The following is a 19,763-nucleotide window of genomic DNA, read 5'->3' as shown; positions in this document are numbered from 1 at the left end:
CCCAAGACCTGAAACCATTAGATTTCAGGTGTTTTTATCACGGCGGAAAGGCTAGGTAAGTCCTCGATTCACTATCGAAAAATAGGCATGATTTTCATACCAAAGTATATTTAGTATCAGGCTATTTTCTATTTATGTTCTAAAAGTCCGCTTGGGAAACCAAACGGATTTTTCTATTCTCAAAACATCTGCCAGAAGAAATCAATAATATAAGTCAAACCATAAGTATAAACCACTAGGGTAAAGGGCTTGGTCAAAACGATGATAATCATATAGCGCTTGAAGGTCATCTTGGTGAGGGCAGCCAGCATACAGAGAAAGTCAGCCGGGCTAACTGGCCAGATCATCATAAAGATAAAGAACCGCTCGAAACGATTGCCCTTATCTAGCCAACCGATATACTTGTCATAGGTGCGTTTGCTGACGACCGACTGAACAAAGGCAGCTCCATAGAGACGCACGAGGTAAAAGATAATGGCACAGCCAATTACGATGCCGATATAGTTATAGATAGTTCCGATGATGTGGCCGTAAATAAAGACCCCAGCCACTGAGGTCAAAGCTCCCGGAATGATCGGAACAACGGTTTGAAGGATCTGTAAAAAGATAAAGAGTGGTGGCCCCCAAACCCCAGCTTGCTGGATAAAGGCCGATAGGGTTTCCTTGGACTGTAAAACACCCGCCTGATAGGCCCAAATACAGAAAATCAAGGTGCCGACTCCCCCCACGATAGATGAAATATTGATGACTTGCTGTAGAAGGGGAGAAACAGCTTTCATTTGCTTATCCTGTGACATGTAAACTCCTCATAGATAGTATGATTCTACTATACCATATTTTGCAAAAGAAGGGGGGAATGACTGTATTTTTCTTAGAGAATATGTGATAGGTTTTTGACCTTAAATATGTTATACTAAGACTAGTATATAATTTGAGAATATCATAATATGAATACCTTAACTGAAGCTTAAGAAAGGTTTTTTGATGGTAAAGAAAAAAGATTTTTCTGAATTAACCAGGGTACAAATTCCAGCAGCTCTACATCTTATGAGACTGGACTATACCTATCTTCCCCGTAATGGGAAGGAGATTGCAGAACGAGATCCAGATACTAATATCCTCGTATCTGTTTTTAAGGAGCAATTTTTAAAATTTAACAACTACCTGACAGAGGAAGACTTTGAGAGAGAACTGGCCAATATCAAGTTGGAACTAGATCAAAATGACTTGGGACGTTCCTTCTTTAGACGCCTGCAAGGTCAGGAAGATACCGTTTATATTGACTGGGAAAACCCTGAAGCCAATACTTTTCATCTAGCACTTGAAGTCACTTGTAAAAATGGCCAGGATGAATTCCGTCCGGACATTGTCGTATTTATCAATGGTCTGCCTCTTTCTTATATCGAAGTGAAACAGCCAAATGCGATTCGAGATGGGAAAACAGGAATTCAGTCGGAACAAGACAGAACTAGACAACGTTTTGAAAATCGCAAGTTCCGCCGCTTTAACAATATCACCCAGTTGATAGCTCTGTCTGATAACTTGCCCTATATCAGTGGACAAGGTCAACAGAAACAGGGCTCTTACTACGGTTCAAATGCCTATTCAAAAACCAAGTTTAATGCTTTCAAGGAAGAAAGAGAAGAAGATTTTCTTCATTCCTTGGCAACCTTAACAGAGGACCAAATCGACTTCGTTTTAGATGACATGAACCACTTTGCCCTCAAGTCCCAGCCAGAATTCAAAACAAACCTAAACCCTGATACACCTTGCAATGCCTTTCTGTCCTCCTTGTATCAGAAAGGACGCCTGCTCTTTATGCTTCGTTTTGGACTTGTCTATGTAGAGGAAGAGAGCAAGGATGGTCAGATGCAACTGCAAAAGCACGTTATGCGCTACCCTCAGTATTTTGCGACACGTGCCATCGAAGAGACGATTGCAAAAGGTGTTAAGAAGGGTGTTATCTGGCATACACAAGGTTCAGGTAAGACTGCCTTGGCTTTCTTCAATATCCGATATCTGACCAATTATTTCTCAAAACAGGGAATCGTCCCTCAGTTTTACTTTGTCGTGGATCGTTTGGATCTGGCAGACCAAGCCTTTAAAGAATTTACCAAACGAGGGCTCAAGGTTAAGCGTATCAACAGCCCTCAAGAGCTCAATCAAAAACAAGACGGCTATGATGTCGCTGTGGTCAATATCCAGAAGTTCAAGGATAATTCAGACTTGACTGACCGCTCTGGTTATGACCTCAATCGTCAAAATATCTACTTTATCGATGAAGCCCATCGCTCTTATAATGAACGCGGTTCCTACCTACCAAATCTCTATCAGGCAGATACCAATGCAATCAAGATTGCTTTGACTGGGACCCCATTGATCACCTATAAGAAAGATGGCAAGATCAAGGAAAATCATGCGACCACACGTGATATTTTTGGGGACTATATCCACAAATACTACTACAACCAGTCTATCGATGATGGCTTTACCCTACGTTTGATGCGAGAAGATATCGAGACTTCTTATAAAGACAATCTCAGATCCATCAATGAAGAGATCCAACGTGGAGGCTTGTCCAAGGAGGATATCTTTGCTCACCCTCGTTATGTAGAACCTATGTTAGACTTTATCATCGAGGACTTTAATCGTGCACGTGATGTAATTTTTGATGATCAGACGATTGGTGGCATGATCGTCTGTGACTCGTCAAAGCAGGCGCGTGAGCTTGAAAAGCAATTGGAAAAACGTCGTAAAGCTGGAACAATCAACTTGACATCCGCATTGATTCTCCATGATGAGGGAGATAAGGAAGAAAAGAAAGACAAGGTAGATGCTTACAAAGAAGGCAAAATTGACCTTATCATCGTCTACTCCATGCTCTTGACAGGTTTTGATGCCCCTCGTCTCAAACGTCTCTACCTAGGGCGTAAAATCAAGGCTCATAACCTTTTACAGACTCTAACCCGTGTCAATCGTCCATACAAGGACTATCTCTTTGGCTATGTCATCGACTTTGCGGATATTTCTAAGGAGTTTGACAGGACCAATCGTGCCTATCTGGAAGAACTCAATCAAGAGTATGATACAGCCTTGACAGGGGAAAAAGGAGAGGATGTTTTTGGCTCGCTCTTTGTCCCTGCAGACGAGATTTCTCATGAATTAAGCAAGACTGAGCTAATCTTGCTTGACTATCCAACAGATAATCTGGAATACTTTTCCCAAGCTATCAATGATATCAAGGATAGAAAGCAGTTAATCGATCTACGAAAAGCTTTGGAGTCTATCAAGCAGTATTACAATATTGCTCGTCTCCTTGGTTACCATCAATTGATCGAGCAGATTGACATTGCTCAGGTCGCAATCTTGCTCAATATCCTCTCTAGACGGATGCTGACACTGTCCTTGATTGATAAACCAGCTGACTTTTCTAGTCAAACGCTCTTAAATTTAGCGATGTCTGAGACCAGTTTTAGTTTTGTCAAGATTGCAGAGGAAGAACTTCGTCTAGCAGCTAATGACCTGGAGGATTGGAGACGTCGGGTAGCTGGTAAGATTAAAAAACAGCGTGATGAAAAGGATCCTGAGTGGGTTTCTCTCTACGAAGAATTCCAACGTATCATGCAAAAACATTTTATCTATGGCCAAGAAGGTTATACGATGGAAAATATCAAGGAAACACAAAAAGACTATGAGGAACTCTTTAAGTCCGTGGAAAACTATCATACTCGTATGAGACGCTTGACCATGAACTTTAACGGAGATGAAATGGCAGCTCGTTCCTACAAGCACGTGACCAACTCAACGACGGTCAGTGAGTTTCTTGCAATTTACTATGTCATCAAAGATTCTAAAGTCAGACTAGATCATAAAATAGGTCAAAACCAAGGAATATTAGAAAATGAAGGATATTTAAAAAGATTGATTGAAGAAGAAATCACACATGGAGTCTTGGATAGTCAACCTGATAAAAGATTATCAATGCAAGATGTTGATCGTGTGGTTGAATCATTGTTTGAAGAATATGAACGGGAGTATTAACTTTTATGAGTGAAACATTTAAATCTCAAATTAAAGACTTAGTAGATGATTTGAAGGCTGTTTTTACGCATGTTGGATTAGGTGGAGAAGCAGCTGAATATAAACTTCTTACCCAATCTTTCCTCTATAAGTTTTTAAACGACAAATTTTTATATCAGGCAAAAGCTATTGATGCTTCTAATAGTTATGAAAAACTAATTGATATGAGTGAAGAAGATTATTCTTGGCTTCTAAAATTTATCGGTACCAGCACAGCTTGGCTCAAGCCAGACCAGTTGATTGAAACGCTTCACCGTCAGCAAAACGAGGCGACTTTCTATGAGATTTTTGAAAATACTCTTAACCAAATCGCCATTGATAATAACGATATCTTCTCTGTGCATACGGACGGAGATACGGCCATTCGTCTCTTTGATGAGCGTCTGATTACCGATACCATCTCAGATGGCAGTAAGCGCAACGAGGTCGCAAAAGCCATCATCAATCTCCTTGCGCGTGTTAAGTTTGATGAGACCATTTTCTCAAAAGGTTTCGACTTTTTCTCTACACTTTTTGAGTACATGATCAAGGACTACAACAAAGATGGCGGCGGTAAGTACGCCGAGTACTATACACCTCACTCTGTGGCTAAGATTATCGCTGATATCCTTGTGGGAAATAACCAACCATCAAACGTGCGAATTTATGACCCGTCGGCTGGTTCGGGAACCTTGCTAATGAACCTGGCTAGTCGTATCGGTGTAGATAAGACCACTGTCTATAGTCAGGATATCTCACAAAAATCGTCTAATCTTCTCCGTCTCAATCTGATTTTGAATGGACTGCAACACTCCATCCATAATATCGTACAGGGAAATACCATCATCGCCAATCGTCATCCTGAAAAGATGGACTATATCGTCTCTAACCCGCCTTTTAAGCTGGACTTTTCAGAGTGGCGTGACCAAGTAGAGACCTTGCCAGAAGCCAGTGAGCGTTTCTTTGCAGGAGTGCCAAAGGTTCCAGCCAAGTCCAAGGACAAGATGGCAATTTATGAGCTCTTTGTTCAGCATATTATCTACTCCTTGAAGTCAGACGGTCAAGCAGCCGTTGTCTTGCCAACAGGATTTATCACGGCTCAATCAGGGATTGATAAGGCCATCCGTCAACACTTGGTGGACAATCAAATGCTGGCAGGTGTCGTTTCCATGCCGTCCAATATCTTTGCGACGACAGGTACCAACGTCTCCATCCTCTTTATCGATAAGAAAAATAAGAGCGATATTGTCCTCATCGATGCCTCAAACCTCGGAACCAAGGTCAAGGAAGGCAAGAACCAAAAGACTGTGTTGTCTCCTGAGGAAGAGCAGCAGATCGTCGAGACCTTTATCAAGAAAGAAGCCGTCGAGGACTTTTCTGTCACCGTCTCTTATGAGGACATCAAGGAGAAAAATTACTCTTTCAGTGCTGGTCAATACTTTGACATCAAGATCGACTATGTAGATATCACAGCAGAAGAGTTTGAAGCAAAGATGACAGCCTTTCAAAACAAACTCACCGACCTCTTCCAGCAATCGCATGCATTGGAACAGGAGACTGCAGAGCAAATGAAGGGGTTGAAGTATGAGTAGCATAAGGTTAGGGGAGATTGGAAAAATCTCAATGTGTAAGAGAATATTGAAATCTCAGACAAATGAATTTTCAGGAATCCCTTTTTATAAAATCTCAACGTTTGGTGGTACTCCAACAGTCTATATTGATGAAAAGATTTATCGTGAATACAAAGAAAAATATTCATATCCTAAAAAAGGTGATATTTTAATTTCTGCGGCAGGAACAATTGGGAAAACAGTAATATTTGATGGAGAAGATTCTTATTTTCAGGATTCCAATATAGTATGGATAGAAAATGACGAATCAAAGGTAACAAATCAGTTTCTTTATTATTTTTTACAAACAAATCCTTTTATTACTACAAATGGAAGTACCATAAAAAGATTATATAACGATAATTTAAGAGATACTAAGATACCGAATGTTCCTTCAATCCAACAACAAAATCAAATAACAGATATTTTGGGTGCTTTAGATAAGAAAATCCAAATCAACAACCAAATCAACCAAGAGTTGGAAGCCATGGCCAAGACCCTCTATGACTACTGGTTTGTGCAGTTTGATTTCCCAGACCAGAATGGCAAACCCTACAAATCATCAGGCGGAAAGATGGTCTATAACCCAGAACTCAAACGCGAAATCCCTGAGGGGTGGGGAGTGGAGACTCTTAAAGACTTTGAGTCGAAAATTATTACTGGAAAAACACCTTCTAGAGCAAATAGTGATAATTTTGGAGGTGAAATTCCTTTTATAACAATTGGAGATATACGAGGAAATACTTTTATTTATAGCACTTCAGAAACATTGACTGATTTAGGAGCAAGCGTACAACAGAATAAGTATTTACCTCAGGGTAGCTTATGTGTTTCTTGTATTGCGACAGTGGGTGAAATTGGATTTACTACTGAATGGTCTCATACAAATCAACAAATAAATTCAATTGTTTTTGAGGATGAAACGAATAGATATTATCTTTATTTTGCGTTGAAAAATTATTTTGAAAATGCTAATGCGAGTGCAAAGACTGGAAATACTTTTGCTAATATGAATAAAGAAGATTTTTCAGGAATTAGAATCATTCTACCAAGAAATGAAATCAAAAATAATTTTCACAAAATAACAGAGCCTCATTTTGCACAAATCAAATGTTTACAAGGACAAAACCAAGAACTCACCCAACTTCGCGATTGGCTCTTGCCAATGCTGATGAATGGACAGGTGAAGGTGGAAAATTATACAGATTAAAATATTTTAAGGAGTGCTTATGTTTTTCTTTTATTTTTTTGCAGACAATGAAATTACTGCAGTGAATACAGAGGAATTAGAGGGCTATGACGGCTCAATTAATGCTTCTAGTGTAGATGATTTTTACAGTCAAGTTAAAAGTAATGGCTTAGAAATTTCAGATGAAATTTTAGAAGATGTAGAAGAAGCTTTTGCTGATTTAGATGATGAGGAACAAGATGTTGTTCCTGAAGGATTTAGAATAAAGCACTGGGTAAGTAATCGTTCATTTGGTGAACTAGTTGATATGTTCAAACATAATGAAATTGAGAAACCTGAAATGCAAAGGAAGTTTGTTTGGACATCGCTTAAGAGTTCTAGGCTGATTGAATCGATTATACTAGGTCTTCCCATACCCCCTCTTTTCCTTTTGGAAGTAGATGATAATAGATACGAGATTATTGATGGTTATCAACGTTTAACTACATTATATAACTTTATAGAGGGGCACCCATGGACAGGTATTAAAAGCGATAAAAAAAATATAAAAAGTCGATTATCAAGAAAGAATGTTTTTCCTGAAATTGCTGGAAAATCCTTTAAGGAACTACCAGAGGAGTACCAACGAAAAATTCGTAGAAGTACTATATCTCTAGTAGAGTTTAAACAGCTGAACCCAGGTGATTTTAGTTCAAAATATTTAATTTTTGAAAGAATTAATACTGGTTCAGAAAAATTAAATGGCATGCAAATAAGAAAGTCGTTAGCTTATGGTCCATTTATAGAGTCATTGTATAGCGCTGCAAGTCGATCAGGAAATTACCTATCATTGTTTACTTCAACTCAGATTAAAAAAGATCTTCATGTAGAAGCGTTCCTTAGAATTCTAGCAATGTCAGATATATACTACGGGAAATTTAAATCTAGCAAACAAGGTATTAAAAATATACTAGATGAATATGGGGAACAAAAGAAATCAGAAAGTATTTCAGAAGAAGTAATTAGCAAATTATTTAGTTCCTTAGATCAGTTGTTAGAATTTTTCGAAGCAAAAAAATTATTTAGAAGAGTGAACGCGAATCGAGATATTGAAGGTATTCTAAATTTTGGTATTTTGGAATCTCTGTTAGGGGTTATGGTATTTGGTGGATATAAACTTCCTGATAATTTTAATGAGAAGTATATCAATCATATGGGACAGTTATTCGATGGTTATCTATTAGATGAATCGCATAATCCATTTTCTACAAGTACTGGGAGTGTATCATCAATTAAAAAGAGATTTGAGATTTTTGAAGGAATGCTAGAAAAGTAAATATAATGATTGATTATAATGAATTTAAAAATCGTTTATTAAGATTAAAGGAAACACTGGAGAGAGTACAGAAAATAGATGGAAGTCTTGCAGATGATCCAGAGAAACATCGGAATTTTGCAAAAGAAATTGAAATTGACTATACAGATTTGAAGACTATATATGAATCGAGTGAATTAAATTTGATGATTGAATACTATACTTTTTCAGAACAACTAGTAAAAGAATTAGTTTTTTCAATTTTGACTGTTGAGTCCTCAAATGATAATAAGCATTTAGAGAAATTTTTGAAAAATAGTTTCCGTAGAAATAAATACAGCCCTAGGTCGCGGTTTGAAGACATAAAAAAAGATGTTTTAGATAAGTATATTCAGACTAATGACAAAAAATTAATTTTCTTGTTATTTAACACTGATGGTGATTTCACTAAGATACATGATTCGTTAATAAAAGCAAGGCATAAATATGCTCATAATAGTATTAGGCCTGATTTTAGTATTTCAGAATATGTTGAAAGATCTTTACCTAGTTTAGATTTTTTATTAAATGAATTTATTAATATTGAAAGCAATTTAGAATCAAGGCTGTCGTTACAAAAACTTATACTAGATTCTGATACGATGAAAAGCCAGTTGGATAAACTTAATATTCGTTCTCCATATTATAAAAATAAATTGAAAGATTTTAAGAACAATTTAAAAAGTATCATGAATTATCAAAGTCAGTTAGAATGTACTTCAAGTGTTTATAATGAAATTTTTGAACAGTCTAAAAAATATCAAACTTTAGATTTGAGGTTATCAAATAACACTTTAAAAGCTAGATTAGAAGAAATTAAATTTGTGTTAAGAAAAAAGGAGTAAATAGAGTCAAGAGAATTTTTGAACTTTTAGAATTTGTGGTTAAAACAATCCCAGCCAAATCAACTTTTGGCTGGTTTTTATTGTCTAAAGATGATATAATTAAATTACCTAAAAGGTAATTTAATTTAACGGAAAGGGATATATGAAGCTTATCTATACAAATAAAACTGTTAAAAAGCAGTGCACAGAGCTGAGGAGAGCGAAAAAGGATTTTTCGGATAGGGTTGCTGTAAAGTTGCATCTCTTGATCAACTTTTTGGAAGCGGCGGATTCTTTGGCCAGTGTGACGGCTTTTCCTAAGTATCACTTTCACCAACTCAAGGGAAAGAGACAAGGACAGTTTGCTTTAGATATAGATGGCCGAAAGAGTTCCTATCGGTTGATTGTGGAATTTCGTGAAGAGGATTTAGAAAAGGTATTTTCTAGTCCTATTGAAATCGAAATCCTAAAAATAGAGGAGGTCAGCAATCACTATGAGTAATAAAATTGTTGAATACAAAGACCTGATTGCTTTTCATCCAGGTCAGTATGTTGAAGAGTTGATTGAAGATTATAACGTAACGCAGAAAGAATTTGCGGAGCGTTTGGGAGTTTCAGCAAAGACTGTCAGCAAGCTCGTCAATGCGGAGGAGTCCATCAGTAAAGAAACAGCTCATAAATTAGCCAAGCTAAGTGGAGTTTCTATGCAAACCTGGCTCAATCTTCAGAATGCTTATGATGTAAAAGTTGCAGAGATTGTAGAACAAAAAGAGCTAGAAGAAGGTAGCGAGAAAGAAATCTGTGAGATGATAGATTTCAAGTATTTTAAGGAAAAAGGCTACGTGCCAGACAAACGCTATAGCTTGAAGGAAAAGATTATCGAGCTTCGCAAGATTTTAGGTGTGGCAAGTTTAGAAAACCTTACATCTTTTAACCATCTAGTCAGCTATCGTAATACGCGTGAGTTTACAACTAAAAGTATAGTAAACTCTAATATCATGCTGGAGTTGGCATCTAAAAAAGCGCGTGATACAACAACTACTAAGCTCAATCGCAGAAAGCTAGAGAGAAGCTTGCCAGCTTTGAGAAAGTTGACGAGACAGGACCCAGAAGTTTTTCCTCAACGCTTGCATGATATCTTGCTAGACTGTGGTGTTGTCCTAGTCGGTTTACCTGCTTTGCCAAATGCCAATTTGAATGGAGCGACTAAAAAGTTCAGTAATGGTAGTGCCTTGCTTTTACTGACGGATCGAAACAAAGCGTCAGACATTTTCTGGTTCTCACTATTTCATGAGATTGGGCACATTCTGGAGAATGATTTTTCATCTGATGAAGGAAACAGTGAGTCCTATCTTCGTTCTGAGGAACAGGCAGACCAGTTTGCAAAAGATTTCTTGATTAGACCAGAAGATTATCAAGCTTTTGTCAAAAAAGGAAACTTTGATAAGACGGATATCATATGTTTTGCGGAGGAAATCGATATTCATCCTAGCGTTGTTTTAGGCAGATTACAAAATGAGGGTATTCTAGGTTTTGACCGTTTCCGAGAGCTAAAAGAGAATTATTACTTTGTTTCCTAAGAGTCAGGAAATTTTTAGAGGAAGAAAAAAGATTCATACAGTCAGTCATGTGAAGTCATTTATTCGCTCATTTTTTAGATACAACTTTGTTTCCATATTCGCTGGAAACAGATAGATAGCAAGGAGAAAGATGGGACAAACTAATCAAAAATCCCAGTGCCAACAACTCTGGGCTAGAAACAAATACCTCGTTTTGAGTCATTCTAGCAATATTTACAATGAGATTCGCCAATACTTGAAGAATGAAGAGGTGGAGGTAAGTCATGTTCAAGAACTGATTGATCGTGCTTGCCAAATTCCTGAGCATAGAGGTCAGGTTTGCAATGCCTTTCAGCATATTTGGGGCTATTTTAAAAAGAAAGCGACTGATGCTGAGCGCAAAGATTATATGCTCCTGCTGGATCGCTACCGCTTTGGTCAGGCTTCTAAGGAAGACTTGATTTCTAAGACTCGAGAGTTGCTGGAACGCTACCCCAATACCTACTTGCAACATTCAACGTTACTGAAAGGAGACGCCCATGAGACTTTGGCATGAGGCTTTGATTTCAAAACTTCCCCGTCCTCAACTTTTGGGGCAACATCGAGAGTGTTGCGCCCTGCGTGGCAATGGCTGGGGGAGAAAGCATGCGACGGTGGACTATGTCTTTACCCACTCTCCCTATCATCTCTATGCTTATCATCGCTTGATCATGGAGGAAATGGCTGACCGTGGCTACAATGTCAGTCCAGAGTGGCTGGACAAGAACTATCGTGGCAAGATCTGTCATCCTTATGAAGATTTGCCTGAGGAAAAGTTGGGGAATCCTATCTATAGCGAACATGACACAGCCTACTATGAGGAGTGTCTGGCTAATCTCCGAGAGAAAGGTATTGAGCTGGAGTAAGAGTCAGGATTAGCTCCACATTATAACTCTTCTCGTAATTTTTTCGAATAATAAAGATGAGACCTTTAGAGTTTTTCTAAGGTCTTCTTTTTATGAGTATTAGGATTTACTTTTAATAACTTTTGAGTTATAATTTAAAAAAGCCAAGCGTGAATTGAAGGGCTTAAAAGAAAGAAGGTTAAGTGATGAAGAATAGTGCCATTGGAAGTAATTGGAAGGATATCAGGTCTGAGCTCTTCACCAAGGAGGAAATCCTTGAAAGTGATATGCGAGTGGCTATCATGAGCGAGCTGATTGAGGCTAGACATGAGCAAGGTATCAGTCAGAAAAAGCTAGAGGAACTCAGTGGAGTAAGCCAGCCTGTCATAGCTAGGATGGAGACAGGAAAGACTAGTCCTCAGTTGGATACGGTCTTAAGAGTTCTAGCCAGTTTAGGAAAGACACTAGCAGTCGTCCCACTTGAACAGGAAAAAAGTTGATTAAACCAACCTATAGTCTTTTCTAATAACAAGCCATAGTCACTGATGAGAATCGTCGATAGCTCGTTTGAGCCTTTCAACTAAAAAACAGCCACAAAACATGATATAAAAAGGATTTGGGACACTGGTCTCAAGTCTTTTTCTTTTGACCAAAAAAGTGATATAGTTTCAAACTATATCAAAGCCTAATTATTTACAATTATACAGACAGTTTCTTTTCTGTTAAGATAGTTTCAACAACAAATTTTGGAGGACACATCATGTCAACTACGATCATCGGTTTCCCTCGTTTGGGTGAATTCCGCGAATTGAAATTTACAACTGAAAAATACTTTAGAAAAGAAATCTCAGAAGAAGAACTCTTGGCTGCGGCTAAAGAATTGCGTGCGAAACACTGGAACATTGTCAAAGAAAAAGGCATCACTGAAATCCCATCAAATGACTTTTCTCACTATGACAACTTCCTCGATGCAGCATTCCTTTTCAACGTGGTACCTGCTTCAGTTCAAAACTTGGACTTGTCTGACCTTGAGCGCTACTTTGCTTTGGGTCGTGGTTACCAAGGAGAAAAAGGGGATGTTCGTGCCCTTCCGATGAAGAAATGGTTCAACACCAACTACCACTACATCGTGCCTAAATTTGAAAAAGACACTCAAGTTAAATTGGCTGGTCACAAGATCTTTGATGAGTTCCAAGAAGCCAAAGAACTTGGTCTCAACACTCGTCCTGTCCTTGTAGGTCCATTCACTTTCCTTCAATTGTCAGACTTTGAAGAAGGCGTGAAAGCTGAAGACTTCGTAGATAGCTTAGTAGCTGCATACCAAGAAGTTTTTGCTAAATTGGCGGAGCTTGGTGCAACTCGCATCCAACTCGACGAAGCTGCTCTTGTAAAAGATTTGACAGCTGAAGAAAAAGCTCTCTTCTTGAACCTCTACAACAAACTTTTGGCTGATAAAAAAGGTCTTGAAGTCTTGCTTCAAACTTACTTCGGTGACGTTCGTGACGTCTACTCTGATCTTGTGAACTTGCCAGTAGATGCCATTGGTTTGGACTTCGTTGAAGGTAAGAAAACTCTTGAACTCGTTAAAGGTGGTTTTCCAGCTGACAAGACTCTCTATGCAGGTATTGTCAATGGTAAAAACATTTGGCGTAACAACTACGAAAAGAGCTTGGCTGTTCTTGAGCAAATTCCAGCTGAAAACATCGTATTGACAAGCTCGTGCTCACTTCTTCATGTGCCATTTACAACAGCTAACGAAGAATTTGAACCAGCTATCTTGAACCACTTTGCCTTTGCAGTTGAAAAATTGGAAGAACTTCGTGATTTGGATGCTATCCGCAACGGTCAAGGTGAACAAGCTCTTGCAGCAAACAAAGAACTCTTTGCGACTGAACGTGTGGGTGAAAACGCAGAACTTCGTGCTCGTATCGCTGGTTTGACAGACGCTGACTACACTCGTTTGCCAGCCTTTGCAGAACGTGAAGCCATCCAAGAAGAAGCCTTTAAACTTCCAGCACTTCCAACAACAACCATCGGTTCATTCCCTCAAACTAAGGAAGTTCGTGCCAAACGTTTGGCCTTCCGTAAGGGTGAATTGTCACAAGAAGAATACGATGCTTTCCTTGCTGAAACTATCGACGAATGGATCAAATGGCAAGAAGAAGTTGGATTTGACGTGCTTGTACACGGTGAGTTTGAGCGTAATGACATGGTTGAGTACTTCGGTCAAAACTTGTCAGGTTATCTCTTCTCTAAGAATGGTTGGGTACAATCTTACGGTATGCGTGGGGTGAAACCACCAATCATCTGGGGCGATGTCACTCGTCTCAACCCAATCACTGTCAAATGGTCTAGCTATGCTCAAAGCCGTACTGACAAACCTGTTAAAGGTATGTTGACAGGACCTGTTACCATCCTTAACTGGTCATTCCCACGTGAAGACATCTCTATCAAGGACTCAACTCTTCAAATCGCCCTTGCTATTAAGGATGAAGTTCTTGACCTTGAAGCTGCAGGTGTGAAAATCATCCAAATCGACGAGGCTGCTCTTCGTGAGAAATTGCCACTCCGTCGTAGCGACTGGTACGAAGACTACCTTGACTGGGCTATTCCAGCCTTCCGCTTGGTACACTCTACAGTAGCGCCAGACACACAAATCCACACCCACATGTGTTACTCAGAATTTACAGATATCATCCCAGCTATCGACAACATGGATGCGGACGTTATTTCCTTTGAAGCAAGCCGTTCAAACCTTGAAATCTTGGACGAGCTCAAAGCGAAAAACTTCCAAACAGAAGTGGGACCTGGGGTTTACGATATCCACTCACCTCGTGTGCCAAATGAAGGCGAAATCGACCACACAATCGATGCTATTCTTGCCAAAGTACCAAGCAAGAAAGTTTGGATCAACCCTGACTGTGGTTTGAAAACACGCGGTATTCCAGAAACAAAAGAAAGCTTGATCCGCCTTGTCGAAGCAGCAAAAGCTGCGCGTGAGAAATTGTAAGATAAGATTTCTCTCTTGACACTGACTGATCAAGGAACTGCTTGGCCCTAGCTGGCTCAGCAATCATGAAATCAAAAAGAAAAGGATAATGACTATGTCACGCCAAACACCGTCACTTTCATTTGAAGTGTTCCCTCCAAACCCAGCAGTGGGTAATGATAAAATTATTTCAGCCTTGCAGGATATGCGGGAGCTGACACCGCACTTTATCAGTGTGACTGCCAGCAATAATAAATTTAATATCAAGGAAACAACGGTTCGTTTGGCTGACTTTATCCAGAATGACTTGGCGATTCCAACCATTGCCCACTTGCCAGCTATCTATCTGACCAAGGACAAAGTTGCTGAAACCATTGCAGACTTGGATAAGGTTGGGGTACAGAAAATCTTGGCCTTGCGTGGGGATATTATACCTGATGTGGAACCACAAAAGGATTTCCGCTACGCAACGGACTTGATTGAGTTCATCAAGGAACAAGCTCCTCACTTTGATATTATTGGCGCTTGCTACCCAGAGGGGCACCCTGACTCTCCAAACCAGATCTCAGATATTCAAAATCTCAAGAAGAAAGTGGATGCAGGCTGTTCCAGCCTCGTAACGCAACTTTTCTTTGACAATGAGCGTTTCTACGATTTCCAAGACAAGTGTACCTTGGCAGGGATTGATGTTCCTATTCATGCGGGGATCATGCCTATTCTTAACCGTAATCAAGCGCTTCGTCTCTTGAAGACTTGTGAGAATATCCATCTTCCACGTAAATTTAAGGCCATCTTAGACAAGTATGAGCATGACCCTGAGTCGCTCAGAGCAGCAGGACTTGCCTATGCTGTGGATCAGATCGTGGACTTGGTCACTCAGGATGTCGCAGGTGTGCATCTCTACACCATGAACAATGCTGAAACAGCAAAATACATCCACCAAGCAACCCATGCCTTGTTTAACCATCAGTCTTTAGGATAATAAAAAGCAAACCATTCTTCTCAGGTGAGGGGAATGGTTCCTTTTTAATAGAAAAGCCCGCACTTTTTAAGAAAAATATGATAAAATAGACTCTGTACGTACTTGATACAAAGATGAGGGTATAAAAGTTTTAAAGGCTATGTCGATTCTCAATTTTATGACAGAAATTTTTTCATAATTTGTTCTTTTCAGTATTTAGTTTGAGCGACACGAACGAGTCAAATCGATGTTATTTGACGAGAGAGTTAGTAAAGCATTTAGCTAATCGCCTAATAGCGATTAGCGTGAAAGGATTAGATGCTTTAGCATCAAACCTTTCTAATGATTTGTAGCTTGAGAATTGAACACGCCTACAACTCTGTGGAAAAAGATAAATCTACCTAGGAGCAGTCGCTCTATCATTCGATTTTCTATTTTCCTTTGAGTTGCTTAACGGCTTAGTATCTTGAAAATTGAACTCGGCCGAAAAGCTGTGTAAAAAAGATAAACTGTCTTGTCTTTATCGAAGACTTCGCCAGTTTCCTATTTTTACTTTGCTTTTTGCGACCTTAGTATCTTGATCTTTGTAGGCAAGGCGTATAATTTCATCAATCCAAAGGGGATTAAAATGACAAAACAAGTGTTTCAAACGACTTTTGCTGGTCGTGAGTTAATTGTAGAGACTGGTCAGGTTGCTAAGCAAGCAAATGGCTCTGTTGTCGTGCGTTACGGTGAGTCAACTGTCTTGACTGCTGCCGTTATGTCTAAGAAAATGGCAACTGGGGATTTCTTCCCTCTTCAAGTCAACTACGAAGAAAAAATGTATGCGGCTGGGAAGTTTCCTGGTGGCTTTATGAAACGTGAAGGACGTCCTTCAACAGATGCGACTTTGACAGCGCGTTTGATTGACCGTCCAATCCGTCCTATGTTTGCGGAAGGTTTCCGTAATGAAGTCCAAGTCATCAACACAGTTCTTTCTTACGATGAAAATGCTTCTGCACCAATGGCAGCAATGTTTGGATCATCATTGGCACTTTCTATCTCAGACATTCCATTTGACGGACCAATTGCTGGGGTACAAGTAGGTTATGTAGATGGCCAAATCATCATCAACCCAAGTCAAGAACAGGCAGAGCAATCGCTTCTTGAATTGACAGTAGCTGGGACCAAACACGCTATCAACATGGTTGAGTCTGGTGCCAAAGAATTGTCAGAAGAAATCATGTTGGAAGCCCTTCTTAAAGGTCACGAAGCAGTTAAAGAATTGATTGCCTTCCAAGAAGAAATCGTAGCAGCAGTAGGTAAAGAAAAAGCAGAAGTAGAATTGCTTCATGTAGATGCTGACTTGCAAGCTGAAATCATCGCAGCCTACAACAGCGACCTCCAAAAAGCGGTCCAAGTAGAAGAAAAATTGGCTCGTGAAGCTGCAACTCAAGCAGTTAAAGACCAAGTGACTGCTGTTTACCAAGAAAAATATGCAGACCATGAAGAATTTGACCGTATCATGCGTGATGTGGCTGAAATCTTGGAACAAATGGAACACGCTGAAGTGCGCCGTTTGATCACAGAAGACAAGGTGCGTCCTGACGGTCGTAAGGTCGATGAAATCCGTCCTTTGGATGCGGTTGTTGACTTCCTTCCTCGTGTGCACGGTTCTGGTCTTTTCACTCGTGGCCAAACTCAAGCTCTTTCAGTTTTGACCTTGGCTCCGATGGGAGAAACTCAAATCATCGATGGGTTGGACCCAGAGTACAAGAAACGCTTTATGCACCACTATAACTTCCCTCAATACTCTGTAGGGGAAACTGGTCGTTACGGTGCGCCTGGTCGTCGTGAAATTGGTCATGGGGCTCTCGGTGAACGTGCTCTTGCTCAAGTCTTGCCAAGTTTGGAAGAATTTCCATACGCGATCCGCTTGGTAGCAGAAGTCTTAGAATCAAACGGTTCTTCTTCTCAAGCTTCTATCTGTGCGGGAACGCTTGCCCTTATGGCTGGTGGTGTGCCAATCAAGGCGCCAGTAGCTGGTATTGCCATGGGTCTCATCTCAGATGGAAATAACTATACAGTATTGACAGATATCCAAGGTTTGGAAGACCACTTTGGAGACATGGACTTTAAGGTTGCCGGTACTCGTGACGGGATTACAGCCCTTCAAATGGATATCAAGATCCAAGGAATTACTGCAGAAATCTTGACTGAAGCTTTGGCTCAAGCCAAGAAAGCGCGTTTTGAAATCCTTGATGTGATTGAAGCAACTATTCCAGAAGTTCGTCCAGAATTGGCTCCAACTGCTCCGAAAATTGATACTATCAAGATTGATGTGGACAAAATCAAGATTGTCATCGGTAAAGGTGGAGAAACCATCGACAAGATTATCGCTGAAACAGGCGTTAAGATTGATATTGACGAAGAAGGTAATGTATCCATCTACTCTAGCGACCAAGATGCCATTAACCGAACCAAAGAAATCATCGCTGGCTTGGTTCGTGAAGCCAAAGTGGATGAAGTTTACCATGCTAAGGTTGTTCGTATCGAGAAATTTGGTGCCTTTGTCAACCTCTTTGATAAGACAGATGCACTTGTGCACATTTCTGAAATGGCTTGGACTCGTACCAACCGTGTCGAGGACTTGGTAGCTATCGGTGATGAAGTCGACGTTAAGGTTATCAAGATTGATGAAAAAGGCCGTATCGATGCCTCTATGAAGGCTCTTCTTCCTCGTCCTCCAAAACCTGATCATGATGAAAAAGGCGAAAAGTCTGAGCGACCTCACCGTCCACGTCATCACAAGGACCACAAACCGAAGAAAGAAGTTACAGAAACACCAAAAGATTCAGAATAAGAAAAGGAGAAATGTATGGGATGGTGGCGCGAAACCATTGATATTGTAAAAGAAAATGATCCAGCGGCACGCAACAGTTTGGAAGTTTTGCTGACTTATCCAGGTGTCAAGGCCTTAGCGGCTCACCGTCTCTCGCATTTTCTCTGGAAGCATGGCTTTAAACTCTTGGCTCGTATGCACAGCCAGTTTTGGCGCTTTTGGACTCAGATTGAGATCCATCCGGGTGCCCAGATTGACTCAGGTGTTTTTATCGACCATGGTTCAGGCCTGGTGATTGGAGAGACGGCGATTGTTGAAAAAGGCGTTCTTCTCTATCACGGAGTGACTCTAGGCGGTACGGGAAAGGATACAGGCAAACGCCACCCGACTGTGCGAAAAGGAGCTCTCATATCAGCCCATGCCCAAGTCATCGGACCGGTAGAAATCGGTGAAAATGCCAAGGTTGGTGCAGCTGCAGTAGTCGTGGCAGACGTACCTAGTGATGTGACGGTTGTCGGTATTCCAGCTAAGATCGTCCGAGTTCATGGACAGAAGGATGAACCAACGATCCATGAAGTTGAAGAAAAACGAGAGTACTACGTCAATAAACTAGAGCAGGCTAGAGAAGCCAGTCACAGATCGTCGGGGTTGTAGAGGATACCTATATGATTCAAGCAAGAAACAAGTTAAGCCAAGAGGAGTTATCTGAGGCGAAAAAACTAATTGACTGTTGCCAAGCCTATGATGGAACTTATCGTGACCCCTATCTTTCTAACATGCTTAATTTTGACCCAAACATGCCCGCCTTTTTCCTTTATTATGAAAAAGGCGAACTTGTTGGTCTATTAACTGTCTATGCTGATGACCAAGATGTGGAAGTGACGATACTGGTTCATCCAAATCATCGCCGTCAGGGAATTGCGTGTGCTTTGTTTACGAGTTTTGAGAAAGAAACGGCTTCTTTCCCTATTCGTTCAGTTACTTTTCAGACAGAACGTATTTTTCTAGAGCGTCATCCTGATTTTGTCAGCAACTGGGGATTGGTCGAGGATGAAGAGACAGAAACCTGGTTAGGTAAGGATAGAAGACCTTATCAGTTAGTAACTGTTTCTAATCTTGAAGTTTTGTTAGCAGATAGTTCGTATCAGGAGCAAATTAGCCAGTTAAAATTTCAGGCATTTTCAGAGGAACATGAATCGAGAGAAGTTGTGGATAGATATGTCGCTGAAGCTCTGAAGGATTCAGAAAGTCGCCTATATATTTTATTAAAAGACGGTCAGGTTATTGGGACTTGCACGGTAGATTTATCGACTAATACGAATTACTTCTACGGTTTAGCAATATCAGAACTTGAACGTGGCAAAGGCTACGGAAGCTATTTAGCAAAATCCCTAGTCAACCAACTGATTGAGCAAAATGATAAGGAATTTCAGATTGCAGTAGAGGACTGCAACGTAGGTGCCAAGCGCTTGTATGAAAAAATCGGCTTTGTCAAACAGACACAGGTAGTTTATTTGAATGAGAAAGAGTAGAA

16 protein-coding genes are annotated in these 19,763 nt (G+C 40.1%); 15 read left to right on the top strand and 1 reads right to left on the bottom strand.

Annotated elements, in window-relative coordinates; translation table 11 throughout:
* Window positions 1-179 precede the first annotated feature (179 nt).
* Window positions 180-797, bottom strand: a complete 618-nt coding sequence (locus M1G01_RS05140) for a TVP38/TMEM64 family protein (RefSeq protein ID WP_000076177.1) — start codon at window positions 795-797, stop codon at window positions 180-182.
* A gap of 187 nt (window positions 798-984) precedes the next feature.
* On the opposite strand from M1G01_RS05140, the gene M1G01_RS05135 reads away from it, so the two are divergent.
* The 15 genes from M1G01_RS05135 to M1G01_RS05065 all read left to right on the top strand — a co-directional run bounded on the left by M1G01_RS05135 (window position 985) and on the right by M1G01_RS05065 (window position 19,761).
* Entirely contained in the window at window positions 985-4,041 is a 3,057-nt protein-coding gene (locus tag M1G01_RS05135; RefSeq protein ID WP_247931317.1) for a DEAD/DEAH box helicase family protein, read from the top strand.
* 5 nt (window positions 4,042-4,046) lie between these two features.
* Window positions 4,047-5,651 (top strand): HsdM family class I SAM-dependent methyltransferase, encoded by a 1,605-nt coding sequence (locus M1G01_RS05130; RefSeq protein WP_247931316.1) that lies wholly within the window; start codon window positions 4,047-4,049, stop codon window positions 5,649-5,651.
* Window positions 5,644-6,879 (top strand): restriction endonuclease subunit S, encoded by a 1,236-nt coding sequence (locus M1G01_RS05125; protein WP_282184861.1) that lies wholly within the window; start codon window positions 5,644-5,646, stop codon window positions 6,877-6,879. The genes M1G01_RS05130 and M1G01_RS05125 overlap by 8 nt, the downstream gene beginning before the upstream one ends.
* Window positions 6,880-6,898: 19 nt before the next feature.
* Window positions 6,899-8,173, top strand: coding sequence for a DUF262 domain-containing protein (locus M1G01_RS05120; protein WP_247931314.1), 1,275 nt, complete (start codon window positions 6,899-6,901; stop codon window positions 8,171-8,173).
* 5 nt (window positions 8,174-8,178) lie between these two features.
* Window positions 8,179-9,036, top strand: a complete 858-nt coding sequence (locus M1G01_RS05115) for a hypothetical protein (protein WP_125383575.1) — start codon at window positions 8,179-8,181, stop codon at window positions 9,034-9,036.
* Window positions 9,037-9,178: 142 nt separating this feature from the next.
* The gene (locus tag M1G01_RS05110) at window positions 9,179-9,517 is read left to right on the top strand and encodes a type II toxin-antitoxin system RelE/ParE family toxin (protein WP_247931313.1); all 339 of its coding nucleotides are present in this window, start codon (window positions 9,179-9,181) and stop codon (window positions 9,515-9,517) included.
* On the top strand, window positions 9,510-10,595 hold the full coding sequence (locus M1G01_RS05105) for a HigA family addiction module antitoxin (RefSeq protein ID WP_247931312.1): 1,086 nt from the start codon (window positions 9,510-9,512) through the stop codon (window positions 10,593-10,595). The genes M1G01_RS05110 and M1G01_RS05105 overlap by 8 nt, the downstream gene beginning before the upstream one ends.
* Window positions 10,596-10,725: 130 nt before the next feature.
* Complete coding sequence (locus tag M1G01_RS05100) at window positions 10,726-11,130, top strand: YbgA family protein (RefSeq protein WP_247931311.1); 405 nt, start codon at window positions 10,726-10,728, stop codon at window positions 11,128-11,130.
* Window positions 11,114-11,479: a TIGR02328 family protein gene (locus tag M1G01_RS05095; RefSeq protein ID WP_247931310.1), complete on the top strand. Its 366-nt coding sequence runs from the start codon at window positions 11,114-11,116 to the stop codon at window positions 11,477-11,479. The genes M1G01_RS05100 and M1G01_RS05095 overlap by 17 nt, the downstream gene beginning before the upstream one ends.
* Before the next feature lie 185 nt (window positions 11,480-11,664).
* Window positions 11,665-11,958: a helix-turn-helix domain-containing protein gene (locus tag M1G01_RS05090; protein ID WP_247931309.1), complete on the top strand. Its 294-nt coding sequence runs from the start codon at window positions 11,665-11,667 to the stop codon at window positions 11,956-11,958.
* Window positions 11,959-12,218: 260 nt separating this feature from the next.
* Window positions 12,219-14,468 (top strand): 5-methyltetrahydropteroyltriglutamate--homocysteine S-methyltransferase, encoded by a 2,250-nt coding sequence (gene metE / locus M1G01_RS05085; RefSeq protein ID WP_247931308.1) that lies wholly within the window; start codon window positions 12,219-12,221, stop codon window positions 14,466-14,468.
* A gap of 94 nt (window positions 14,469-14,562) precedes the next feature.
* Window positions 14,563-15,429: a methylenetetrahydrofolate reductase [NAD(P)H] gene (gene metF / locus M1G01_RS05080; protein WP_002877494.1), complete on the top strand. Its 867-nt coding sequence runs from the start codon at window positions 14,563-14,565 to the stop codon at window positions 15,427-15,429.
* 607 nt (window positions 15,430-16,036) lie between these two features.
* The gene (gene pnp / locus M1G01_RS05075) at window positions 16,037-18,250 is read left to right on the top strand and encodes a polyribonucleotide nucleotidyltransferase (RefSeq protein WP_247931307.1); all 2,214 of its coding nucleotides are present in this window, start codon (window positions 16,037-16,039) and stop codon (window positions 18,248-18,250) included.
* 15 nt (window positions 18,251-18,265) lie between these two features.
* Complete coding sequence (gene cysE / locus M1G01_RS05070; RefSeq protein ID WP_061421303.1) at window positions 18,266-18,883, top strand: serine O-acetyltransferase; 618 nt, start codon at window positions 18,266-18,268, stop codon at window positions 18,881-18,883.
* 11 nt (window positions 18,884-18,894) lie between these two features.
* Window positions 18,895-19,761, top strand: coding sequence for a GNAT family N-acetyltransferase (locus tag M1G01_RS05065; RefSeq protein ID WP_247931306.1), 867 nt, complete (start codon window positions 18,895-18,897; stop codon window positions 19,759-19,761).
* Window positions 19,762-19,763: the final 2 nt, after the last annotated feature.

The organism is Streptococcus oralis (assembly GCF_023110055.1).
In the GTDB taxonomy this organism is placed as follows: domain Bacteria; phylum Bacillota; class Bacilli; order Lactobacillales; family Streptococcaceae; genus Streptococcus; species Streptococcus oralis_BY.
Note: the sequence above shows the minus strand (reverse complement) of the source record. Positions and strands in the feature narration are given on the sequence as shown.